At 53.7% G+C, this 23,130-nt stretch carries 20 protein-coding genes; 13 read left to right on the top strand and 7 right to left on the bottom strand.

What is annotated here, in order from left to right; genetic code table 11:
• The first annotated feature begins 152 nt into the window (after positions 1-152).
• From LF95_RS17985 to groL, 3 genes are all read left to right on the top strand, one after another.
• Positions 153-554: a DUF805 domain-containing protein gene (locus LF95_RS17985; protein ID WP_073956558.1), complete on the top strand. Its 402-nt coding sequence runs from the start codon at positions 153-155 to the stop codon at positions 552-554.
• Between the two features lie 236 nt (positions 555-790).
• Positions 791-1,078: a co-chaperone GroES gene (groES, locus tag LF95_RS17980; RefSeq protein ID WP_073956557.1), complete on the top strand. Its 288-nt coding sequence runs from the start codon at positions 791-793 to the stop codon at positions 1,076-1,078.
• A 62-nt stretch (positions 1,079-1,140) separates the two neighbouring features.
• On the top strand, positions 1,141-2,796 hold the full coding sequence (groL, locus tag LF95_RS17975; protein WP_073956556.1) for a chaperonin GroEL: 1,656 nt from the start codon (positions 1,141-1,143) through the stop codon (positions 2,794-2,796).
• Between the two features lie 228 nt (positions 2,797-3,024).
• On the opposite strand, the gene LF95_RS17970 is transcribed toward groL, so the two are convergent.
• Together LF95_RS17970 and LF95_RS17965 are read right to left on the bottom strand one after the other, a co-directional pair.
• Entirely contained in the window at positions 3,025-4,062 is a 1,038-nt protein-coding gene (locus LF95_RS17970) for a zinc-dependent alcohol dehydrogenase family protein (RefSeq protein ID WP_073956555.1), read from the bottom strand.
• Positions 4,063-4,450: 388 nt separating this feature from the next.
• Positions 4,451-5,545: an NADH:flavin oxidoreductase/NADH oxidase gene (locus LF95_RS17965; protein WP_073956554.1), complete on the bottom strand. Its 1,095-nt coding sequence runs from the start codon at positions 5,543-5,545 to the stop codon at positions 4,451-4,453.
• A gap of 298 nt (positions 5,546-5,843) precedes the next feature.
• Between LF95_RS17965 and LF95_RS17960 the strand changes: the two genes are divergently transcribed.
• The gene (locus LF95_RS17960; protein WP_073956553.1) at positions 5,844-6,344 is read left to right on the top strand and encodes an Hsp20/alpha crystallin family protein; all 501 of its coding nucleotides are present in this window, start codon (positions 5,844-5,846) and stop codon (positions 6,342-6,344) included.
• An 82-nt stretch (positions 6,345-6,426) separates the two neighbouring features.
• Here the strand turns inward: LF95_RS17960 and LF95_RS17955 are convergent, their stop codons facing one another.
• Positions 6,427-7,527 (bottom strand): PLP-dependent cysteine synthase family protein, encoded by a 1,101-nt coding sequence (locus LF95_RS17955; RefSeq protein ID WP_073956552.1) that lies wholly within the window; start codon positions 7,525-7,527, stop codon positions 6,427-6,429.
• 186 nt (positions 7,528-7,713) lie between these two features.
• Between LF95_RS17955 and fliN the strand changes: the two genes are divergently transcribed.
• The 4 genes from fliN to LF95_RS17935 all read left to right on the top strand — a co-directional run bounded on the left by fliN (position 7,714) and on the right by LF95_RS17935 (position 14,268).
• Positions 7,714-8,016 (top strand): flagellar motor switch protein FliN, encoded by a 303-nt coding sequence (gene fliN, locus LF95_RS17950; protein ID WP_073956550.1) that lies wholly within the window; start codon positions 7,714-7,716, stop codon positions 8,014-8,016.
• Between the two features lie 386 nt (positions 8,017-8,402).
• Entirely contained in the window at positions 8,403-10,745 is a 2,343-nt protein-coding gene (locus LF95_RS17945) for a glucose/quinate/shikimate family membrane-bound PQQ-dependent dehydrogenase (RefSeq protein ID WP_073956697.1), read from the top strand.
• Positions 10,746-11,343: 598 nt separating this feature from the next.
• Entirely contained in the window at positions 11,344-13,215 is a 1,872-nt protein-coding gene (locus tag LF95_RS17940) for a ribonucleoside-diphosphate reductase subunit alpha (protein ID WP_073956696.1), read from the top strand.
• A 24-nt stretch (positions 13,216-13,239) separates the two neighbouring features.
• The gene (locus LF95_RS17935) at positions 13,240-14,268 is read left to right on the top strand and encodes a ribonucleotide-diphosphate reductase subunit beta (protein ID WP_073956549.1); all 1,029 of its coding nucleotides are present in this window, start codon (positions 13,240-13,242) and stop codon (positions 14,266-14,268) included.
• 115 nt (positions 14,269-14,383) lie between these two features.
• Here LF95_RS17935 and LF95_RS17930 read toward each other — a convergent pair whose 3' ends face one another.
• From LF95_RS17930 to LF95_RS17920, 3 genes are all read right to left on the bottom strand, one after another.
• A complete protein-coding gene (locus tag LF95_RS17930; RefSeq protein ID WP_252509825.1) occupies positions 14,384-15,157 on the bottom strand; it encodes a tetratricopeptide repeat protein in 774 nt (257 codons plus the stop codon).
• Positions 15,158-15,175: 18 nt separating this feature from the next.
• Positions 15,176-15,529: a DUF2794 domain-containing protein gene (locus LF95_RS17925; protein WP_073956547.1), complete on the bottom strand. Its 354-nt coding sequence runs from the start codon at positions 15,527-15,529 to the stop codon at positions 15,176-15,178.
• Positions 15,530-15,725: 196 nt separating this feature from the next.
• Entirely contained in the window at positions 15,726-16,175 is a 450-nt protein-coding gene (locus tag LF95_RS17920; RefSeq protein WP_073956546.1) for a hypothetical protein, read from the bottom strand.
• Between the two features lie 443 nt (positions 16,176-16,618).
• On the opposite strand from LF95_RS17920, the gene LF95_RS17915 reads away from it, so the two are divergent.
• From LF95_RS17915 to der, 3 genes are all read left to right on the top strand, one after another.
• Positions 16,619-17,269, top strand: coding sequence for a DUF2659 family protein (locus LF95_RS17915; RefSeq protein ID WP_073956545.1), 651 nt, complete (start codon positions 16,619-16,621; stop codon positions 17,267-17,269).
• Between the two features lie 75 nt (positions 17,270-17,344).
• The gene (locus LF95_RS17910) at positions 17,345-18,694 is read left to right on the top strand and encodes an outer membrane protein assembly factor BamB family protein (protein ID WP_073956544.1); all 1,350 of its coding nucleotides are present in this window, start codon (positions 17,345-17,347) and stop codon (positions 18,692-18,694) included.
• A gap of 115 nt (positions 18,695-18,809) precedes the next feature.
• Positions 18,810-20,339, top strand: coding sequence for a ribosome biogenesis GTPase Der (gene der / locus LF95_RS17905; protein ID WP_073956543.1), 1,530 nt, complete (start codon positions 18,810-18,812; stop codon positions 20,337-20,339).
• A gap of 86 nt (positions 20,340-20,425) precedes the next feature.
• Here der and LF95_RS17900 read toward each other — a convergent pair whose 3' ends face one another.
• Positions 20,426-21,274, bottom strand: a complete 849-nt coding sequence (locus tag LF95_RS17900) for a MurR/RpiR family transcriptional regulator (protein ID WP_073956542.1) — start codon at positions 21,272-21,274, stop codon at positions 20,426-20,428.
• Between the two features lie 112 nt (positions 21,275-21,386).
• On the opposite strand from LF95_RS17900, the gene LF95_RS17895 reads away from it, so the two are divergent.
• The gene (locus LF95_RS17895; protein ID WP_073956541.1) at positions 21,387-22,124 is read left to right on the top strand and encodes a 5-formyltetrahydrofolate cyclo-ligase; all 738 of its coding nucleotides are present in this window, start codon (positions 21,387-21,389) and stop codon (positions 22,122-22,124) included.
• A gap of 23 nt (positions 22,125-22,147) precedes the next feature.
• Positions 22,148-23,128: an ABC transporter substrate-binding protein gene (locus LF95_RS17890; protein ID WP_073956540.1), complete on the top strand. Its 981-nt coding sequence runs from the start codon at positions 22,148-22,150 to the stop codon at positions 23,126-23,128.
• Positions 23,129-23,130: the final 2 nt, after the last annotated feature.

Below are 23,130 nucleotides of genomic sequence, written 5' to 3'. Positions count from 1 at the left end.
ACCGGCACAGATGGCATAAGGCCGCTGTGCCGGTTTCGTTTTATCGGCTGGATTAAGGAACGAAATGAGGAAGGACTAAAGAATTTTTTGACGCGTGATTGGCGTCGTCATGGTGTTATGATTTCTGCATCTTATTGTGCGGGGAGGGGCATATGAATTTCGGCGAAGCGATCAGTTCCGGGTTCAGGAATTATTTCAATTTTCGGGACCGGTCGTCGCGGTCGGCTTTTTGGTGGTGGCAGCTGTTTGCTCTGGTGTGTGCCATCGTGCTGTCGGTTGTTGATTCCGAATTTTTGGGCTGGCCAAACGGGGGCGGGCCGCTCAATTCCGTATTTAATCTGGTTGTGTTTTTCCCGACACTGGCACTGGGCGTGCGGCGCTTACATGATACCGACCGTTCAGGCTGGTGGATGCTGCTGGTTATGCTTCCACTGATTGGAATTATCGTGCTGATTGTGTGGTGGTGTAAGCCCACCCAACTGGGACCTAACCGCTTTGGGCCGATGCCGGTGGATTTTTATCGGCAACCTGCAAGGGGGGAACCCGAATTTTAATGGGTTGTCGTTGGGGTTTGCCTGTGTCATAGGGCGGGGGCACCTGCGCATGTCACCCTCCGGTAAACCGGCAGGAAATATGACTTTTTTGCGACCTGTACCTTTGAGGTGTTGACAATTTCCCCCCTTTCCCATACATGCTGTTAGCACTCGCCGGGGGTGAGTGCTAACATGGCTCGTCCCGGTTAGTATTGTAATCAAATTGAGCCTTAGCTTATCAAACGGAGTTGTCGAAAATGAAGTTCCGTCCGTTACATGATCGTGTACTGGTACGTCGCGTCGAATCTGACACCAAGACTGCCGGTGGCATCATTATTCCGGATACCGCGAAAGAAAAGCCTCAGGAAGGTGAAGTCGTCGCGGTTGGCTCAGGTGTTCGCAAGGAAGACGGTTCGCTCGTCGCCCTTGACGTTAAAGCTGGTGACAAAGTTCTGTTCGGCAAATGGTCGGGCACGGAAGTCAAGCTTGACGGCGAAGAACTGCTGATCATGAAAGAATCCGACATTATGGGTATTCTGGCCTAAGTCAGCCCAATTGGGTGATGAAGGTTTGATGTTCATCCGTCTCATAGAGAGGAAAGAATATAATGGCTGCTAAAGACGTAAAATTTTCGACTGACGCCCGCGCCAAGATGCTGCGCGGTGTTGATATCCTTGCTGACGCTGTCAAGGTAACGCTTGGCCCGAAAGGCCGTAACGTTGTTATCGACAAGTCCTTTGGCGCACCGCGCGTGACCAAGGACGGCGTTTCGGTTGCCAAGGAAATCGAACTGTCGGACAAGTTTGAAAACATGGGCGCACAGATGCTGCGCGAAGTGGCTTCCAAAACCGCCGATCTGGCCGGTGACGGCACCACCACTGCGACCGTTCTGGCCCAGGCAATCGTGCGTGAAGGCAACAAGGCTGTTGCTGCTGGCATGAACCCGATGGATCTGAAGCGCGGTATTGATCTTGCAACCAGCAAGGTTATTGAATCTGTCATCAGCCGTGCACGTAAGGTTTCGGGTAAAGACGAAATCGCACAGGTTGGTAACATTTCTGCCAACGGCGACCGTGAAGTCGGCGATATGATCGCTGAAGCCATGGAAAAAGTTGGTAACGAAGGCGTTATCACCGTTGAAGAAGCAAAAGGCCTGCACACCGAACTCGACGTTGTCGAAGGCATGCAGTTCGACCGCGGTTACCTGTCGCCGTATTTCGTAACCAATCCGGAAAAGATGGTTGCTGAACTCGACAGCCCGTACATCCTGCTGTTCGACAAAAAGGTTTCTTCGCTGCAGCCGATGCTGCCGCTGCTTGAAGCCGTTGTTCAGTCCGGCAAGCCGCTGCTGATCATTGCTGAAGATGTTGAAGGCGAAGCCCTGGCAACCTTGGTTGTCAACAAGCTGCGCGGCGGCCTGAAAATTGCTGCTGTTAAGGCTCCGGGCTTTGGTGACCGTCGTAAAGCCATGCTGGAAGACATCGCCATCCTTACCGGTGGTCAGGTTGTTTCCGAAGACCTCGGCATCAAGCTTGAAAGCGTTACGCTTGACATGCTCGGCACCGCGAAATCGGTTACGATCACCAAAGAAGAAACCACCATCGTTGACGGTTCCGGCGAAAAAGCTCAGATCGAAGCCCGCGTTGGTCAGATCCGTGCCCAGATCGAAGAAACCACCTCTGATTATGATCGTGAAAAACTGCAGGAACGTCTGGCGAAACTCGCTGGCGGTGTTGCCGTGATCAAAATCGGTGGCGCTTCGGAAATCGAAGTGAAAGAACGTAAAGACCGCGTTGACGATGCCCTGCACGCGACCCGCGCTGCTGTTGAAGAAGGCATTGTTGCTGGTGGTGGTACGGCTCTGCTGTACGCAACCCGCGCGCTTGACGGTCTTGAAGGTGCAAACCACGACCAGACCATCGGTGTCGACATTGTTCGTCGCGCTCTGCAGGCTCCGGTTCGTCAGATCGCACAGAACGCCGGTGTTGACGGTGCTGTTGTTGCAGGCAAGCTGCTGGAACAGGACGACGTTGAATACGGTTTCGACGCCCAGAAGAGCGAATACACCAACCTGGTTAAAGCCGGCATCATCGACCCGGCCAAGGTTGTTCGTACCGCGCTTCAGGATGCCGCTTCGGTTGCTGGTCTGCTGATCACCACCGAATGCATGATCGCTGAAAAGCCGGAAGAAAAATCTGCTGGTGGCGCCCCGGATATGGGTGGCATGGGCGGTATGGGTGGCATGGGCGGTATGGGCTTCTAAGCCAGACCAACCAAGCGACCTTACGGTTAGGAAGGGGGCCTCGCAGCAATGCGGGGCCCTTTTCTTATGGCATATGGGCAAGGAAAGGCGCGCGTCGGTAGGTTGCGTTAATTGCCTTGTAGGGGGTGGAATGACGGCGTGAAAAAGGGCACTTCTTTTTGCAAAGAAGTGCCCCGGTGAATGTCGAAGGTCTATTGTCCGTGCTGCGGAACGGGCAGGCGATGCCGGTTATTGGGTTAGAATAACCTTCATGGCCTTTTCGCGTGATGCGTTGCCAAAGACTTCATAGGCCTGTTCGATCTCGTCAAGTTTGAAGCGGTGCGTGATCAACTGTTCGGGTTTGACCTTGCCCGATTGCATGGTTTTCATCAGCATCGGGGTTGTGTTGGTGTTAACCAGGCCCATCGAGATATTGATGTTTTTAATCCAAAGCTCTTCGATATGCAGATCCACAGCGGTACCGTGAACGCCGACATTGGCAATGTTGCCGCCTGCTGAAACGATTTTCTGGCAGGTATCGAAGGTTGCCGGGACGCCAACGGCCTCGATGGCAACATCAACGCCCAGGCCATCAGTCATGTCCATGACCGAGGCAATGACATCATCCTTGCCAACAGTCAGGGTGTCGGTTGCGCCAAATTGGCGGGCCATTTCCAGGCGGGCCTCGTCGGTATCAATCATGATGATGCGGCCGGGCGAATAGAACTGTGCGGTTAGCAACACCGCCATACCGACCGGACCGGCGCCGACAATGGCGATGCTGTCGCCCGGTTTGACCTGACCGGCAAGAACGCCAATTTCAAAACCTGTCGGCATGATGTCGGACAGCATGACCAGTGCTTCTTCGTCCGAGCCTTCGGGGATGGGATAAAGCGAGTTATCGCCATGGGGAATGCGCACATATTCTGCCTGGGTGCCATCAATCAGGTGGCCCAGAATCCAGCCCCCATCGGAGCAATGGGAATAAAGTTGACGTTTGCAATTCGGGCAGGAGCCACAAGATGTGATGCAGGAGATCAGAACGGCATCGCCCTTTTTGAAGTTACGTACTGCAGAGCCGACTTCTTCAACAACGCCAACCCCTTCGTGGCCCAGAGTACGTCCCTCGGTTACGGCTGGCACGTCACCTTTGAGGATATGCAGATCGGTCCCGCAAATCGTGGTCTTGGTGATTTTGACGATCACATCAGTCGGTTTTTGAATGCCGGGTTTTTCTTTTTCAACCCAGCCTTTTTTGCCCGGACCTTGATATGTAAGCGCTTTCATGGGGTTTCCTTTATCTGGGGTTCGGCGTGCAGACCAGGTGGCTTTTGGAGAGTTATTTTGTCAGTCTGCATTTGTACAGATGATGTCATATAAGTACACCAAAATTGATGTGAAAATAGCGTAGCGCCTTCAAGCCATTGAGGTCAAATTCTTTGGTGTCATATAGATCACACCGCAAATCGGTTGTTAAAAGAATGCTATTGGCAGCCGGATTTTAGGCGAAAGAATATTATTGTTCCAAATTGAGGTGGATGGTTCAAATTGTTGAAAAAAGGGTTTTATTGTAGATATTTAGTCGACTCGGTGATTGCCGGTAAAAAGTAGGATGACCGGACCGTACCCGATAAAAAATGGCCCGGGGACAAAAGTCACCGGGCCGCATAACAGCTTATTTGAACAGTTCTTTTAAGGTGTGTGGCTGACAGCGCAAATACTGGTTGGCGGCCGTGATGGTCGCACCCAGTTTGGCCGCAGCGTGCCAGGGCCAGCGCGGGTCATACAGAATGCCTCGCGCCAGAGCGACGGCATCGGCTTGGCCTGTGCCGATAATGGCTTCGGCCTGTTCGGGTTCGGTGATCAGGCCGACGGCAATGGTGGTCAGGCCGGTTTCGGCCTTGATGCGTTCGGCAAAGGGGACTTGGTAATTTGGGCCGACCGGGATTTTCTGATCAGGATGCAGGCCGCCGGAGCTGACATGGATAAAGTCACAGCCACGTTTTTTCAGTTCGCGGGCAAAGGCCAGGCTTTGTTCAAGGTCCCAGCCACCTTCAACCCAGTCGCTTGCCGAAATACGGAAGCCCACTGGTTTTTCCGATGGGAAGGCATCCCGCACGGCGTCAAAGATTTCAAGACCAAACCGCATGCGATTTTCAAGGCTGCCGCCATATTGATCATCGCGCTGGTTTGACAGCGGCGAGAGGAACTGATGCACCAGATAACCATGTGCGCCATGCAGTTCGATGACGTCGATGCCCAAACGCGCAGCCCGGCGGGCGGCATCGACAAAGGCCTGTTTGATGTCTTCGATACCTTCGATGGTCAGGCTTTCGGGGGTGGGGTTGCCTTCGATGAAGGGAATGGCCGACGGGGCCACAACCTGCCAGCCATTTTCATCATCCGGGGACAGGGCCGCACCACCATCCCACGGCTTGGCAGTGCTGGCCTTGCGCCCGGCATGGGCGAGCTGAAGGCCAATAGGCATGGGGGAATGGGCGCGAATGGCACGCAGGGTTTTGGCAAGGGCTTCTTCGGTTTCATTGTCCCACAGGCCAAGATCGCCATAGGAAATACGCCCTTCGGGGGTGACGGCGGTTGCCTCGATAATCAGAAGGCCGGCACCTGACAGGGCCAGGTTGCCCAGATGGATGGTGTGCCAGTCGGTTGCTTTGCCGTTATCTGCACTATATTGGCACATCGGTGCGACGATGATGCGGTTTTGCAAGTTCAGCTGGCCCAGTGCCAGTGACGAGAAAAGTTTACTCATAAGGTGATCCTGTAAAAAGGGAGGGCGCACAGATATGAGAGATGCGCCGTTGTATGTCGGGCATCTTAAACAGGGTTTTGCTGTGCCGCCAATGTGTTTCACGCAAACCAGCCGGACACATATTTGTGTGAAAAGGCCGGGGCAAATTTTTACGAAAAAAATGCGGCCGCCCCTTGCGATGGGAAAATAGTAATCTATCTTCTGGTTTGAGAGGCCAAGGTGGCCTCAATCGCGCAAGGGTTGCAGCCTGGCTGGACCAAAAAAGCGCAAGAATGCTCGTCTAATATGGAGAGTAATTATGACTGGTCAGATGAATGTTAATGGTGCTTCGCGTCGTCTCGTAAATGCTCCGGCATTTGGCGATCCTTTTGGTGTGTTTTCGCGCGATATTGACCGCGTTTTAAGCACGATTTTGCCGCGGGGAACCTTCCGTGCGTCGGAGGCTCCTGCGCGTGAAGCCGCGAAAACCCTTAATCCCCGCATTGATGTGCATGAAGATGACACGGCAATCGAACTGAGTGCCGAATTGCCGGGTGTCGAGCAGGATGACGTTGATGTTTCGGTCCTTGAAGGTGTGCTGACCATCAAGGGTGAGAAGAAATCAACCCGTGAAAGCAATGAAGGTGCCCGCGTTGTCGAACGCAGCTATGGCAGCTTTACCCGGTCTTTCCGCCTGCCAGAAAACATCGATGCCGATAATATTTCGGCGACCTTCAAAAATGGTGTTCTGACACTTTCTCTGCCAAAAGTTGCAGAACAAAAGCCGGAACCGCGCAAAATTACGGTTGCCGGTGCCTGATCGGCGCCGACAAATTGAATACGCAAACGGGCGGGGTTTTTCCTCGCCCGTTTTTTGTTCTGGTGCAGGTTGATGGCGGCAATCAGGCGCTGTGACGGTCCAGTGTGACGTCAAAAATGCCGGTTTCATCAAACCGGTCAAAGGCGGCCTGCCAAGGGGCAAGGTCGATATTCTGGTCGGCGATCCATTGCGGATTGTAATAGGTGTCGCTGTAACGATCTCCGCCATCACACAGCAATGTCACGACAGATCCGCTTTCGCCCGCCTTTTTCATTTCACTGATCAGGCTTAGCGTTGCGACCAGGTTGGTGCCGGTTGAACCGCCGCAGCGACGGCCAAGGTGCTTTTCCAGATAGTGTAGGGCGGCAAAACTGCCTGCATCGGGAATGCGCATCATGTGATCGACCACAGTGGGGTTAAAGCTGGGTTCAACCCGCGGGCGGCCAATGCCCTCAACCCGGGAGCCGCAATTGCCGGTAATGGATGTGTCGCCTCTGGCATAGGCATCGTAGAAAACCGAGTTTTCCGGGTCGGCCACACACAGTTCGCAACGATTTGCCAGTACCTTGCCATAGCGAATGAAACGGCCAATGGTCGATGACGTGCCGCCGGTACCAGCCCCGACCACAATCCAGCGCGGCGTAGGGTGGGGTTCGCGGGCCAGCTGTTCAAAGATGCTTTCGGCAATGTTGTTATTACCGCGCCAGTCGGTGGCGCGTTCGGCATAGGTGAACTGGTCCATGTAATGGCCGTTCAGTTCGCGCGCCAAACGATGGGATTCATCGTAAATCATGCTGCCATTATCGACCAAATGGCATTCGCCGCCGTAAAAGGTGATTTTGGCAATTTTCTGCGGCGATGTGGTTTTGGGCATGACGGCAATAAAGCGCAGGCCGAGCAATCGGGCAAAATAGGCCTCGGACACGGCGGTGGAGCCACTGGACGCCTCGATAATCGGGGTGCCTTTGGTGATCCAGCCATTGCACAGACCATATAAAAACAGCGACCGTGCCAGGCGGTGTTTCAGGCTGCCACTGGGATGGGTGGATTCATCCTTGAGATAAAGGCCGATATCGCCAAGCTGGGGTAAATCAAGCTTGATCAGGTGGGTGTCAGCGGAGCGGGTGAAATCGGCTTCGATCCGGGCGATGGCATCGGCCACCCATTGGCGATCCTGGGACATGGTCATCCTGTTTTTATCAATTGCGTCTTTGGAAGAACTTCAAGATATTTCGTTTAGTGGATAATTATACATAAATCCACCGTAGTTTTTAAAATTGCTTGCTAATCAAATTTTCAGAGATAGGCTATAATTTCACCTCGACGGAGAAATTTCGTTGAAACCCGTTTTGCAGGACTGCTGGTAAATATGGCCGATAGTGACAAAGACCCTTACGAAAAGCGTCATGGCGAAAGCGAAATTGGCGCGGCTTATGACATTCCGGTCCGGGTTTCGACCGTGATTGGCAAAAGCCAGATTCAGGTCGCGCAATTGATGCGCCTGACCCGTGGGGCTGTGCTGGAACTGGACCGCAAGGTGGGCGAACCGGTTGATATTTATGTCAATAACCGGTTGGTGGCCCGTGGGGAACTGGTGGTGGTTGATGATCGCCTGGGGGTGACGATTACCGAAGTCATCAAATCGGGTATGGTGATTGAAACCCATCATTAAAGATAATTGGCTTCAAGCCGGTTTTGCCAACTGTGTGCACCGATAACCCTGCCGGGCTGGCAGGGTTTTTTATTTCCTTCATGGCTGTGGAACCGGGCGCGCCGGTATTGCGTTTTGGAATTAAACGCGTTTTACCTGCCTGTTAGGAAACCCCGGCGACGACCTGTCGTCCTTTCTGTTTTATCTTATTGATTAAAGGTGCTGTGCGATGCCACAGCAGCGATGCAAGGGCCGGTCTTGATCGCAGGTTGCCCTGTTTACGGGTGGGGGAATGTGCCGCGAATTTGGGTGACGGTTTTGGAAAGTCCAGCTGTGCTGCCGGGATAGATCAGGGCAGGGGGCAGGCCGGAACTGTTGCTGAACTGCAAAACGAAATGGAACAGAAGATGGTTAATCTACTGAGCGTTGTCGTCTTTGCATTGATCGGTGCTGTGCTTGCCGCTGGTGGTGCATGGCTGATTGTGCTGGGCGGAAGCTGGTATTATGCCATTGCCGGTATTGCCTTTTTGGCAACGGCATGGCTGTTGCATCGTCGCAAGCCGATCGTGCTTTGGGTTTATGCGGCCTTTTTGATCGGGAGCCTGGTTTGGGCTTTTTGGGAAGTAGGCCTGGATTGGTGGCAGCTTGCCCCGCGTGGCGGTGTGCCAGTGCTGATGGGGCTGTGGTTGTTGATGCCCTGGGTGCGGCGAGGATTGGTATCGCGCGATGTCGATGCAAAAGTACCCAGTGGCTTGGGCTTGAGCATGGCTGTTGTGCTGTCGGTTGTGGTGGCTGTGGCTGGTATGATGAACGACCCCACGGCGATTAATGGCCGCCTGAATGACAAGGTGGTGGTGCCAAAACCGGATATGGGCAATGCCATACCTGATGGTGACTGGCATCAATATGGGCGCACCCAATATGGCCAGCGTTATTCGCCACTAGACCAGATTAATGTCAGCAATGTTGCCGATTTGACGGAAGCCTGGCGCTACCAGACTGGCGATGTGCGCCAGTCCGAGGACGTGCCGGAAACCACCTATCAGGTCACACCGCTTAAGGTGGGCGATACCCTGTTTTTGTGCACACCCCATAGCTGGGCTGTTGCCATTGATGCCAAAACTGGCAAGGAAAAATGGAAATTTGACCCCAAGGTGGGCATGAATTCCGACCGGCAGCATCAGACCTGCCGGGGTGTTACCTATTACGCCGATCAAAATGCCCAGGCGGGGGATCGTTGTGTAGAACGGGTGTATTTGCCGACGTCGGATGCGCGCCTGATTGCACTGGACGCCGAGGATGGCAGCATTTGCGATAGCTTTGCTGATAATGGCACCCTGCATCTTGAGCAGAACATGCCGCATAAGCCGTCGGGCTATTATTATTCGACGTCTCCGCCCGTTGCTGTTGATGATAAAATCATCATTGGTGGGGCGGTGAATGACAATTATTCGACCAAGGAACAGTCGGGTGTTATTCGTGCGTTTGACATTCATACCGGCGAATTGTTGTGGAACTGGGATTCGGGTAATCCCACCGAAACCGACCCCCTGAAAGATGGCGAAACCTACACCACCAATTCGCCAAATAGCTGGTCGGTATTTTCGGTCGATGACAAGCTGGGCATGGTTTACATCCCGCTGGGCAACCAGGTGCCTGACCAGCTGGGCATGAACCGGAGTGCCAGTGTCGAGAAATATTCATCCTCGATTGTCGCGCTGAGCATCCAGACCGGACAGGTTCAATGGGTGCGCCAAACGGTGCATCATGACCTGTGGGATATGGATGTGCCAGCCCAACCGGTATTGGTCAATATTTCCGACGAGATGGGCAATGAAACCCCGGCACTGGTTGGGCCGACCAAGCAGGGCGATATTTATGTGCTGGATCGCCGTACTGGCGAACCACTCATTAAAGTGCGCGAAAAACCCGCCCCGGGTGGTGCCATTCCCGAAGATCACACCGCACCCACCCAGCCGGTATCAGACCTGACCTTTATGCCGGAAAAACTGACCGGCCATGACATGTGGGGTATCACCCTGTTTGACCAGTTGGCCTGCCGTATTCAGTTTCATCAGTTGAAATATGAAGGGCGCTATACGCCGCCATCCCTTCAGGGATCGCTGATTTATCCGGGTAATTTCGGGACCTTTAACTGGGGCAGTGTTGCCGTGGACCCGAAACGCCAGGTGATGTTTGGCATGCCGACCTATCTGGCCTTTACATCCAAGCTGATCCCGCGTGATGAAGTGCCGCCGCAGGGGACGAAAAAAGCCAGCGAGATGGGCATCAACCAAAATACGGGCGCACCTTATGCCGTGAGCATGGGGCCGTTCCTGTCGCCAATTGGTATTCCCTGCCAGTCCCCGCCGTGGGGCTATGTTGCCGGGGCCGATTTGCGCGATGGCAAAATTGCCTACAAGCATAAAAACGGTACCGTTTACGACATGACGCCGTTGCCGCTGAAAATCAAACTGGGTGTTCCCGGTATTGGTGGTCCGATGATCACGGCGGGTGGTGTTGCGTTTCTTGGCGCGGCCGTTGATGACTTTTTCAGGGCCTATGACCTGACGACGGGTAAACAATTGTGGGAGGCACGCCTTCCCGCAGGTGGGCAGTCCACACCAATGACCTATACCACCGATGACGGTACACAATATGTTGTGATTGTTGCCGGTGGTCACGGTTCCATCGGTACCAAACCCGGTGACTATGTGATGGCCTATAAACTGCCGAACCAGAAGAATTAGGATCTGGTTGGGATGGTCTGTCGTCAGGCTTTTGTGGTTTTGCGACAGATGCCGGATGGATAAGGGGAGCCCCATTTGCGGGCTCCCTTTTGCTTTGGGTGTTTTTTGGAACGGATCGAATCGGCTTGGGCATATTGCGGAAAATGGTGGCTTTTGCGCCTGATGATAACCTGCCGGTTGCAGGTTTGGCCGTTTTACGATCCCGGATATGTCTAAAAGTGGCCCTGTGTGTTTTTAGATGTTTTTCTTGACGGTTTTAGGCCGGGTCCGCTGATCGATTGCGAATCATTGGATATCCCGGCCTGCAACAAAATTGATACAATCAATGGATAAAAAATTCGGCGTGAATACCAGATATAGTGTTTTCAAACCGATCAGGAACAGGCATATACTAGCCCGACAAATATAAAGGGACACGGGAACACACCCGTAAGACACCACCAGATCCGGTCTGAATAGCTTGTTGTCCGCGTCATATAAGCGCGGATACGGGGTTGTTTTGTGCGATCAAGGTGGGCGGTGTGTCCCGTCGTGAAAGTTTTGACGACGTATCGGTAATGACCGGTAAAACCATAGTTTGAGGGATACCAGCATGAAAATGCTAGATGTCGTGCAGCATGAAAAAGGCGCGCGGGTTATTGTTGACCGTACACGTGACGAATTGCTCACCGATTTTGGCAAGGCCGTCCTGACCGACCGTTACCTGATGCCCGGTGAAAGCTATCAGGACCTGTTTGCCCGTGTTGCCAGCTATTATGGTGACGATGCCGACCATGCCCAGCGCATTTATGATTATATTTCCAAACACTGGTTTATGCCGGCAACGCCGATCCTGTCCAATGGCGGGACAACCCGTGGTCTGCCGATTTCGTGCTTTTTGAACGAAGCAGACGATAATCTTTCCGGTATTGTTGATTTATGGACGGAAAATGTCTGGCTGGCGGCGCGTGGCGGCGGCATTGGTTCCTATTGGGGCAATTTACGCTCCATCGGCGAAAAGGTCGGTAAAAACGGCAAAACGTCGGGGGTTGTGCCCTTTATCCGCGTGATGGACAGCCTGACGCTGGCGATCAGCCAGGGGTCACTGCGGCGCGGGTCGGCGGCGGTTTATCTGCCGGTTAGCCACCCGGAAATTGAAGAATTTTCCGAAATGCGCCGCCCGACCGGCGGGGACCCCAACCGTAAAACCCCGAACCTGCATCAGGGTGTTGCCATTTCCGATGCCTTCATGCGTGCAGTGGAAAATGACGAGGAATGGGCCCTGACATCGCCCAAGGACGGGCATGTTGTGCGCAAGGTTTCGGCTCGTTCGCTTTGGATCCGTTTGCTGACATCGCGGGTGGAAACCGGCGAACCCTATATGCTGTTTATCGACACCGTGAACCGTGCCGTGCCGCAGCACCACAAAATGGCGGGACTGAGTGTCAAGACATCGAACCTGTGTGCCGAAATTACCCTGCCGACCGGTCGTGACCAGCATGGCGGGGACCGCACAGCAGTGTGCTGTTTGTCGTCGCTCAATCTGGAACATTATTTGGCCTGGAAGGATGAGCCGCAATTCATCGAAGATGTGCTGCGTTTCCTGGATAATGTGCTGGAAGATTTCATTGAAAACGCGCCCGATAGCATGGCGCGTGCGAAATATTCCGCGATGCGTGAACGTTCGGTTGGCCTGGGCGTAATGGGTTTCCATTCCTTCCTGCAATCACAGGGCATTCCGATTGAAGGGGTGATGAGCAAGGTCTGGAACAACCAGATTTTTGATCATGTGCAAAAGCAGGCCGATGCGGCATCCGAAAAGCTGGCGGACGAGCGGGGGTCCTGCCCGGATGCGCAGGAATATGGCATGAAAGCGCGTTTTTCCAACAAAACCGCGATTGCGCCGACGGCCTCGATTTCGATCATTTGCGGCGGGGCGTCGCCGGGGATCGAACCCATTGCCGCCAATTCCTATACCCACAAAACGCTGTCGGGCTCTTTTAACGTGCGCAACAAATACCTGGCGCAGGTGTTGGAGGAAAAAGGCCAGAATAACGAGCAGGTCTGGACCTCGATCACGGTGAATGAAGGGTCGGTGCAGCATCTGGATTTCCTGTCTGATCTGGAAAAGGACATTTTCAAAACTGCGTTTGAAATTGACCAGCGCTGGCTGATCGAACTGGCGGGTGATCGTGCATCCAAGATTGATCAGGCGCAGTCGCTCAATATTTTCCTGCCGTCAAATGTGCATAAGCGCGATTTGCACCAGATCCATTTCCAGGCCTGGAAGAAGGGTGTCAAAAGCCTTTATTACTGCCGGTCGAAATCGATCCAGCGGGCCGAAGTGGTTGCCAATGTCCCGCGTAAGGAAAAAGCAGCCGAGCTGGATATTGATGCCGTGCTGGCGGCGGCGCGCGCGGCGGGAAGTGCGGTTGCCGCCCAGGATGGCGGTGCCGAGACCGAATATGAAGAATGCCTTGCGTGCCAGTAAGGCCCCGGCAGAAAAGAGATTGAAATGACTGAAGAAAAGACGATGGACCTTCTGACCGAAAACCCGGTCTATAAGCCGTTTCGCTACCCCTGGGCCTATGAAGCCTGGCTGACCCAGCAGCAGATCCACTGGCTGCCCGAAGAAGTGCCGCTGGCTGACGACGTCAAGGATTGGAACCACACGATTACCGATGCGGAACGGAACCTGTTAACCCAGATTTTCCGGTTCTTTACCCAGTCGGATATCGAGGTGAATAACTGCTATATGCGGCATTACACCCGTGTGTTCAAACCGACCGAAGTGCAAATGATGCTGGCTGCGTTTTCTAACATGGAAACCATCCATGTGGCGGCCTATTCGCACCTGCTTGATACCATCGGCATGCCGGAAGCGGAGTATGAAGCCTTCTTTCAATATAAGGAAATGAAGGACAAATACGATTATATGCAGATTTGGGGCATCGCCCCTGAAGATGAATATATCGACGAACGCGGTGATTTGCGCCTGACCGAAGACGGCATGCGCAAAATGGCAAAGACGCTGGCGGTGTTTGGAGCCTTTACCGAAGGTTTGCAGCTTTTTGCATCCTTTGCCATGCTGATGAACTTCCCGCGCTTTAACAAAATGAAGGGCATGGGCCAGATCGTGACATGGTCAGTGCGTGATGAAAGCCTTCACTGTGAAAGCGTTATTCGCCTGTTCAAAACCTTCACTCGCGAAAACCCGCAAATCTGGGACGACGCAATGCGGGCAGATTTGCTCGAAGCCTGCCAGACGATTGTGACCCACGAAGATGCGTTCATAGATCTGGCCTTCGAGGCAGGCGCGGTCGAGGGGCTGACACCCACCGACATCAAACAATATATCCGCTATATTGCCGATCGTCGTTTGACGCAGCTTGGGCTGGAACCGACCTATCATATCGAGGAAAATCCGCTGCCGTGGATGGATGCGATGTTGAATGCGGTGGAACACACCAACTTCTTTGAAAACCGCGCGACCGAATATTCCAAGGCGGCCACCCGTGGCACCTGGGACGAGGCATTTAACTGATTATCATTGTTGATAACACCAGTTAACAAAGGCCTTCGGGAGATGATCCTGAAGGCCTTTTTGCTGTGCGGTGAGTTCGTGCCAGCCCTAACGGACATAAGATGTTGCGGCTTGCCTAATTGATGCGGCTTCCCAGGCGATCTTCCACCCGGCGGATTTCTTCGGGGCGCAGTTTTTGTTCCAGCAGGGCAACGGCCTTGCCAGGGTCGGCCTCAAGCTCGGTTCCCGGCGGTGTTGTAATGGGTTTTAAGGCCGAGAGACGCAGCCAGTAATAGGCCTCTGACAGGTTCCGGTTAACGCCCCAGCCCCGCTCATACATCGCGCCGATCATGTATTCCCCGGCCGGAAGGCCCAGTTGCGCAGCCTTTAGATAATAATGGGCGGCATCGACATAGTTTTGCATGGCACCGCGCCCGTGCATATATTGCTGTGCCAGCAAAAATGCGGCATCGGCATTGTTGGGGTCGGCATCAAGGGAACGTTTGAAAAAATCGGTTGCCTTGAACTGGTCATAGGGCACGCCCCAGCCATTCAGATTAAGCAGACCCATATAATAAAGCGCATTGGCATGATTGGCCCGTGCGGCAATGCCAAACCATTTGGCAGCATTGTCATAGTCGGTGTGGCCCAGTTTGCCGCGATAATAAATCAATCCCAGCGCATAGGCGGCACGCGGGTCGCTATCGGCGATATCCTGCCATTCTAGTAAGGCACTTTTATAATTTCCGGCCTGATAGGCAAGATAACCCGACTTGTAGTCGGCCCGGGCGGGGAAGGCTGCAAACAGGCCAATGCCGCCTGCGATCATGGCGGTTAAGAATAGCGTATGACGGCCGTCGGATGTGCGTTTCGGGCGAGGGGGCAGGCAAGCGGTGCGGAAAGGCAACATTAAAAAGACCGGCTTTCGTTAGCGGTTTTTAAACAGCGGAACAACCTTGCGGGCACGTTTTTCAATGGCCTCAAGGATGGTTTCCAACTGGGAGCTTTGTTTGATTTTTACCCCGCTGTGCAGGGCGAGATAGCGACCGGCATTTTTTTGATCGGCGGGCAGTTTGATCACGGCAAAAAGCGGGCTTTCATGGGTGGAACGAAACATGGAAAACATTGCCATACCATCAAGCTGGTCAATCGCATAATCACGCCATGCCCCACCGGCCACCTGGCGGGAATAGATATTCATCAGTTTTTGCAGTTCAGCCCGATCGAAATGGACAAAAGTTTTACCTTTGCGATATTGCGCCAGATTGAGAAGTGTTCCCATGCCGTTCTCCGGGCTGTGGAAAGGGCCGTCTGTTCGTAACGATCAGCCTAGCGCGGTTTGAACACCCCCTCAAGCCGCAATGGCGGGAGTGGCGGTAAAATTCTGGTTATAGGATCAAGGTTTGGCGAGGCTGTTTTGAATCCGCCTCGTCGTGTGCAAAGGCCATGAATGCGTGATATAAGTGGCGAAGACGTGCTTACAGGCTGCGACCACGGGTTGGGGGCCAGTCAATCGGACGTCTGCCGGTGTTATACGGGTCTGGTGTGGCATAACAATTGACCGCTGCCAGCGTGCGATAACAATAAAGCGGTGGTTCGGGGATCGGGTCGGTTTTGCAGTAGGGTTCGCCCATGCTGGATCGAACGGTGGAGCAATCTCGGCCGGTGGACATGGAAATGATATGATCGGCAATGGTTTTGTCGGTATTGATGATCGATACGACATCCAGTGCCACATACCATTGTGTTGCCGTCAAAAGGTCCGTTCCGGTAGCGGAGGCCACCGTGCTGTCCATGCCGGAACAGCCAGACAGCGAAGACAGCAATGCCCCGGCAATGGCAAAGTCCCGCACACGTCTTGCAAGGATGTGCAAGGTGCCTTTGTGCCCGGATTGTACCGGGTTTGCGTGCAGATATTTTGCCTTCATTTGGTTTTATCCCTGTGTAGCCCGGCCAATTTTGCCCGGTTACGGTTGCGTTTGCCTGTTCCCCAAGAACGTCATAATGAATAAAGCAAGTTTCGTGCCGGTTAACCCGTATTCTGTACCATGGTGTTCCATATATAGGGAAACTGCTGTTGTGTGGAGGTTAACCGCAAGAGGACTTGGTGTGTTTTCTTGCGCCTGTACAGCATTATGTGTGGCTTGTTTATTCGATCTGCGAACAGGGTGAAAAATTTGCCGGGGAAACCGCGCGGTGCCAATTCGTGATCACAAATAAGCGATGTAAGACGAAAAGTACTTTAAAATGCACTGGAACTGCGCAGCGCCCTTGACCCCTTGGGCAGTGGCGCGTTAAATCCTTCCCGTCATTTTATTCTGACGGGCGGGCATGTGGCCCGCTTTATTTTGATCGAATTGGAGCGGGTTTCGTGGTCGATATTTTCCAGGAAGTCGAAGAAGACCTCAAGCGCGAGCGCGCAGAGCGCATTTGGCGCAAATACGGCAAGGTTATTGTTGCTGTTGCCGCCGTTATCGTTCTGGGTGTTGCAGGCCGTGAGGGCTGGAAAACTTATGAGCATTCCACCCGTGTCGAAGACGGCACACGCTTTGCCAATGCGCTGGAACTGGTCAATGCCGGGCCGGATAAAAGCCAGGCGGCACTTGATGCCTTTGATACCATCATTGCCAAAGGCGATGACGGGTTTGTGGCCCTGGGGCATTTCCAGAAAGCCCGTATTTATTTAAGCCAGAATGACACCGACAAGGCCGTCACGGAGCTTGAAGCGATTGCAGCAGACAAGGATGTTGACCAGGTTTATCGCGACCTTGCCGTTATCCAGATTGCGATGAACAGCGCAAGTGCCCAGAATGCCGACGCGCTGATTGCGCGCCTGGAGCCCATCGCGGTGCCGGAAAACACCTGGTATCATTCCGCGCGCGAGATGATTGCGGTTTTGAATATTGCTGCGGGCAAAACGGAAGAGGCAAAATCGCTTCTGACCGAGCTTGCGGATGATAAAACGGCACCGGCTGATATGCGTGGTCGTGCCAATGAGCTTTTAAAGGCGATCAAAGCCTGATTTACCGTGATGTTGTGTGCCCTGGGCGTTTGGCGCCCGTTTATTGGGGTGCCTGCCGGGACAGGATAAAAGGATATGGTTTTGCAATTACACCGTCTGGACCGTTTTAAATCCGTATTGTGCGTCATGGGATTTGCCGTTCTGGTTTCTGGCTGTTCAAGCTGGATGGGGGAATCGGAAGATCCGCCACTGCCGGGCGAGCGCCTGGCGGTTTTGTCGCTTCAAAGCACGGTCGAGCCTGATCCTGGCCTGACCGACCAGAAGGTTGTTTTGCCCCAGCCCCATATTCAGGAAGACTGGCCGCAAAATGGCGGCATTCCCAGCCACTCGTTGCAGCATGTGGCGTTTAATAGTGCCTCGATGAAGCAGCAATGGTCCAGCAGCATTGGTGACGGGTCGCTTGACGACAACATTTTGCTTAATCCGCCGGTAATTGCCAAGGGCGTGATTTTTACCATCGATGCCGATGCCGATGTGCGGGCCTTTAGTGCCAAAACCGGCAAGCAAATCTGGAATGTTGACATTGCCCCGGATGAAGAGCGCGACAGCACGCTTCTGGGGTCGGGCCTGGCCTATGCCGAAGGCACCATTTATGTCACCACCGGCTTTGCCGAGGTTGTTGCCATTGATGCAGCAACGGCGGCCGTCAAATGGCGCACGACCCTGACCGCGCCGATGCGGGCCGCACCGACGGTTAAGGACGGGCGTGTTTTTGTCGTCACGGTGGATAACCAGACTGTTGCGTTAAATGCCGGTAGCGGCGAGGTTTTATGGAGCCATCGCGGTGCTGCGGAAGGGGCGACCTTTATTGGCGGTGCCAGCCCGGCAGTTGACCAGGGTGTTGTGATTTCGGCCTATAGCACGGGTGAACTTTATGCCCTGCGCGTGGAAAATGGCCAGGTGATCTGGTCGGATACGCTGGCATCTGCCGGGCGGACCGATGCGGTGTCGGCCATTGCCGATATTCGCGGCCTTCCGGTGATTGACAAGGACCTTGTTATTGCCACAAGCAATTCAGGCCTGACGGTGGCAATTGACCTTCGGACCGGTGTGCGTTTGTGGGAACTTGAAGAAGGTGGTATCCAGTCCCCCTGGGTGGCCGGCAATTATGTATTCCTGCTATCGAATACCAACGACCTGATTGCCTTGCAGCGGCGCTCGGGACGGGTTAAATGGGTATCAACCCTGCCGCGCTATGTTGATCCCGAGGATAAAAGCGAGGCAATGGTCTGGACCGGCCCGGTTCTGGCGGGTGATCGTTTGATCGTCGGCAATCAGCAGGGCCAGTTGGAAACGATTTCGCCCTATGATGGAAAAGTCATCGGCACTGATACGCTGCCCGGCCCGGTAACATTGCCGCCTGTGGTTGCCGGTGATACGCTGTATTTCCTGACGGCGGACGCAACACTGGTTGCCTATCGCTAGGGTCTTGACCATTATATGATTTGAAGGGCCTTGCCTTTCGCTGTTTTTTGCGGGTGCGCCACCGATAGCTTTATCGTGGCGCACATCGCCGTTTTTATGAAGAGTTTGTCGTCAGATGTCCTTGAGAGTAGCCATTATCGGTCGCCCGAATGTCGGAAAATCGACCCTGTTTAACCGCCTGGTTGGCAAAAAACTGGCGATTGTTGATGACCAGCCCGGTGTCACGCGCGACCGCCGTTATGGCAAGGCGCGGCTGGGCCATATGCACTTTGAGGTGATCGACACGGCAGGCCTTGAAGAAGCCTTTGATGATTCCATTGAAGGCAAGATGCGCCAGCAAAGCGAACAGGCCTTTGACGAGTGTGATATTGCGCTGTTTCTGGTCGATGCACGGGCAGGGCTGACCCCGCTTGATAATCACTTTGCCGGGTGGCTGCGCAAACGCAAAAAGCCGGTTTATGTGATTGCCAACAAATATGAAGGCAAGGATCAGGATCCGGGCTTGTATGAAGCTTATGGTCTTGGCCTGGGAGACGTGGCGCCGATTTCGGCCGAGCATGGCCTGGGCATGGAATTGCTGATCGATATCATGTTGCCTCATTGGGAAGAATATCGGGATAAACAGCGTAAGGCACGTCAGATTGGCGACGCCGCAGCAATTGATGCCGATTTTGAAGATGATGACGAGGAAGAAGCCGCCTGGCAGGCAGAGATTGCTGCAGCCACGGATGGCGGTGTGGAAAAATTCCCGTCTTTTGAAATCAGCTATGAAGATGAGTTTGAAGAGGACGAGGGGGATGAGCCCGTCGTTTATCGGGATAATTCAAAAATCCAGTTGGCAATTGTGGGTCGCCCGAATGTGGGTAAATCGACATTGTTAAACCAGCTTTTGGGGGAAAACCGGGTGATGACCGGTCCGCAGGCTGGCCTGACGCGCGATGCCATTGCCGTTGACTGGTCTTATGAAGGCCGGCCGATCCGCCTTGTGGATACGGCCGGGATGCGCCGGAAAAAGAAGATTGATGATCGTGTCGAAAAATTATCTGTCAGCGATACGCTTCGTGTGATCCGTTATGCGCAGGTTGTGGTGATCATGCTTGATGCCACCAACACCATCGACAAGCAGGACCTGACGATTGCCCGTATGGTGCTTGAGGAAGGCCGTGCCCTGATTATTGCGGTGAATAAATGGGATTCGGTGGTTGATAAGGCAGGGGTGATGCAGTCCCTGCGCGACAAGCTTGATACCAGCTTTGCCCAGGCACGCGGCATTCCGATCCTGACATTCTCTGCCCTGACCGGGCGCGGGACAGAGCGCCTGATGCCGACGGTTCTGGATATTTATGATATCTGGAGCCGCCGTATCCCGACATCGCATTTGAACCGCTGGCTGGAAGCCATTACCGAACGGCATTTGCCGCCGGTTATTTCAGGCCGTCGTATCCGTTTGCGCTATATGACCCAGGCAAAATCCCGTCCGCCAAGCTTCTTTATCAATTGCTCCAAGGCAGCAGAGCTGCCCGAAAGCTATACGCGTTATCTGATTAATGGATTGCGTGACGATTTTGATATGCCGGGTGTTCCGATCCGCATTTACCTGCGCAGTAGTGACAATCCCTACGCCAAAAAGAAAAAGCGCGGATAAGTATTTCAAAGGGTTGCCAAAATGGCAGCCCTTTTTTGCTGGTTGCCAGTTGGCGCCTGGTGTCCGTTTGACGGGCAGGCGGCGCGTTATTCCATGATGTCGAGTTCCTCGATGATGGCATCAAGCGTCTCTGCACGTTGTTTGACGGCTTCGGGATGTTTACCGGCATAGGTGATGCCAATCAGCCGGATCATGGACAGCATTGTGGCGTGGGTGGGTAGCAGGCCGTAATTGGCAACATGGCAGGGCAAGACCACTTCGGAAAAACGTGCGGCCTGCTGTTCATAGCCATGTTCGGTAATGGTGATAATCCGCATGCGCGAGGTGCGGGCATAGGCAATGATCGAACGCATGATCTTGGGCCGGGTATCGAGTGTCAGCAGGATCAGCGCATCACGTGGGCCTGCCATTGCAAGGTCGCTGGACCAATCCTGGCCGATGCCGGAAATATAGTGAACATCGTGGCGCAAACGCGACAGCATGGCACGGCCGACTCGGGCGACGCCATCTTCTGCACCAAATCCCAGAAACCATATCCGGGGGGCGGACGATAAAATATCGGCCGTTTCGATCAGTTTGTGCGAGCTAAGTTCTTCAAAACTGCGGGTAAGATTGCGTAATTCCAGCTCAAGATGATCGCCAATGGACCGCCCAAGCACGTTGGGCGCGGTTGAAACAACCGTTTGACGGTAGGGTTGTTTGCGGTTGCGTTCGTCGCGCGCCTGTAAGCGGGCTTCTTCAAAATCGGCATAGCCAAGGGTGCGGAAAAAACGGGCCGTTGTTGCCTTTGAAACACCGGCCAGATTGGCAAGCTCGGTCGCCGTATGTGTTTCAATAATATCGTTATTTTCCAAAATGACCTGGGCGATTTTCTTTTCCGCGCTGGTCAGTTTCGCCTGTTTTTCATGAATTCTAAGGATCAGTCGCGAGGCCATTTTTGTCTCTTGAGATTGGGGGCATGACAAAATCTGCTTGACGTTTGAAACAACAGTTTCTTATTTTTGAAACAGTGAAACGACAACCTATGAAACGATGCGGGATTGCAAAATGTCAACCTCCAAGGTGATACGCGAAAGAATATGGACCAAGCTGCATGATGTCGCCAGACCGGACACCCGGTTTCATCTGAATTTTGCCGAAGTGATCCCCGATTTCGAGGGATCAGAGGCAGCCGTCGCGCGTGTTGTGGCACAAGAGGCGTATCAGAAATCGGAATTTGCCTTCATTACCCCCGACAACTGCCTGGCGGATTTGCGCCGCCGCATGATCGAGGATGGCAAGCCGTTTGTGATGTCCACATACGGCATTTATCGCGGATTTTTGCTGATGGAGCCGGGCATGGTGCCCAAAGGGGCGGCACTTTATGCGTCCTGGCTGGACGGTATGGAGCATTTTGGCCGCCCGATCACGCTTGAGGAAATTGCCCGGCGCTCCCGGTTTGATTTCATGGTGACAGGGGCATCGGCGGTGTCGGTCAATGGGGTGCGGTTTGGCAAAGGGCACGGTTTTTTTGACCTGGAATGGGGCATGTTTACCGACCTTGGCCTGGTGGATGAGGAAACCCCGGTCATGGCCGTCGTTCATGATGTGCAGGTGGTCGAGGATCAGTTGCAGCCATCTGAAACCGATATTCTGGTGGACCAGATCGCAACACCAACCTGTCTGCATGAAATTGGCCGCAGAGCCAAACGTCCCAGCGGTGTGAAATGGCCGCTGCTGGACCCGAAACAAATAGAGCAAACCCCCCCCCTTCAGGAGCTTCTGCGCATTCAGGGTCTGGCCTGATTGCCATATCAAGGAGACTTTCGATGACGTTACGTTTGAATCGTCGCCATTTTCTAGGAGCAGCGGCCGCAGGGCTGGCCGCATCGGCCGTGTCGTTTCGGCCCTTTGCCGCAAAGGCCGCATCCCCCTTTGTCATGCAGGCATCCTGGATCAACGATGCCGAATTTTCAGGATATTTCCTTGCGATGGACAAGGGATATTACAGCGATGAAGGTCTGGATCTGGAATATCTTTCCGGCGGGCCTGATGTGATCCCGGAAAGCACGATCATTGCCAATCGTGCCGATCTGACCCTGACAACGCCGGATACAACCATCAAGGCAATTGCCGAGCAGGGCGCGCCCTTTAAAATTATCGGCGCACAATATCAGAAAAACCCGATTGGCATTGTCTCGCTCAAATCGAACCCGATTACCAAACCCGCCGATCTGGTGGGCAAAACGCTGGCTGTGCCGCCGGTAAATGTGATTTCGGTCGAGGCGATGCTCAAGATGAATGGCATTGACAAGGCCGACGTCAATATCGTTCCTTACGCCTATGATCCAACGCCGCTTTTGCGCGGCGAGATCGATGCCAGCCTCGATTTCACCACCAACGTGCCTTACACTATTTCGCAACAGGGCAAGGAAGCGACGTCCTTCCTGCTTTATGATTTTGGCTTTACCATTTTCAACGACACCGTGGTCGTAACCGAGGATGTGTTGAAAACCAAACGTAAGGAACTGGTGGCGTGGCTTCGTGCCTCGCGCAAGGGCTGGAACGACAATTTGGCAGACCCTGCTGTTTGGCCGCCGAAATGGAAAGATACCTGGTTTAAGGGCACCGGGCGGACCATTGATAACGAGGTTTATTTCAACACGGCGCAAAAGGCATTGATCGAAAGCCCGAATGGCATTTTCAGCATGTCGGAAAAGGATATCGACGCCTGTTTGTCCGCTTTGGGCCAAATTGGCATTAAAGGCCGTCGTGACATGTTTGATACGACCCTGCTTGAGGAGGTCTGATC

Origin of the sequence: Thalassospira sp. TSL5-1 (assembly GCF_001907695.1) — a bacterium.
Taxonomy (GTDB): domain Bacteria; phylum Pseudomonadota; class Alphaproteobacteria; order Rhodospirillales; family Thalassospiraceae; genus Thalassospira.
The sequence above is the reverse complement of the archived record's forward strand: the minus strand, read 5'-3'. Positions and strand labels throughout refer to the sequence as shown.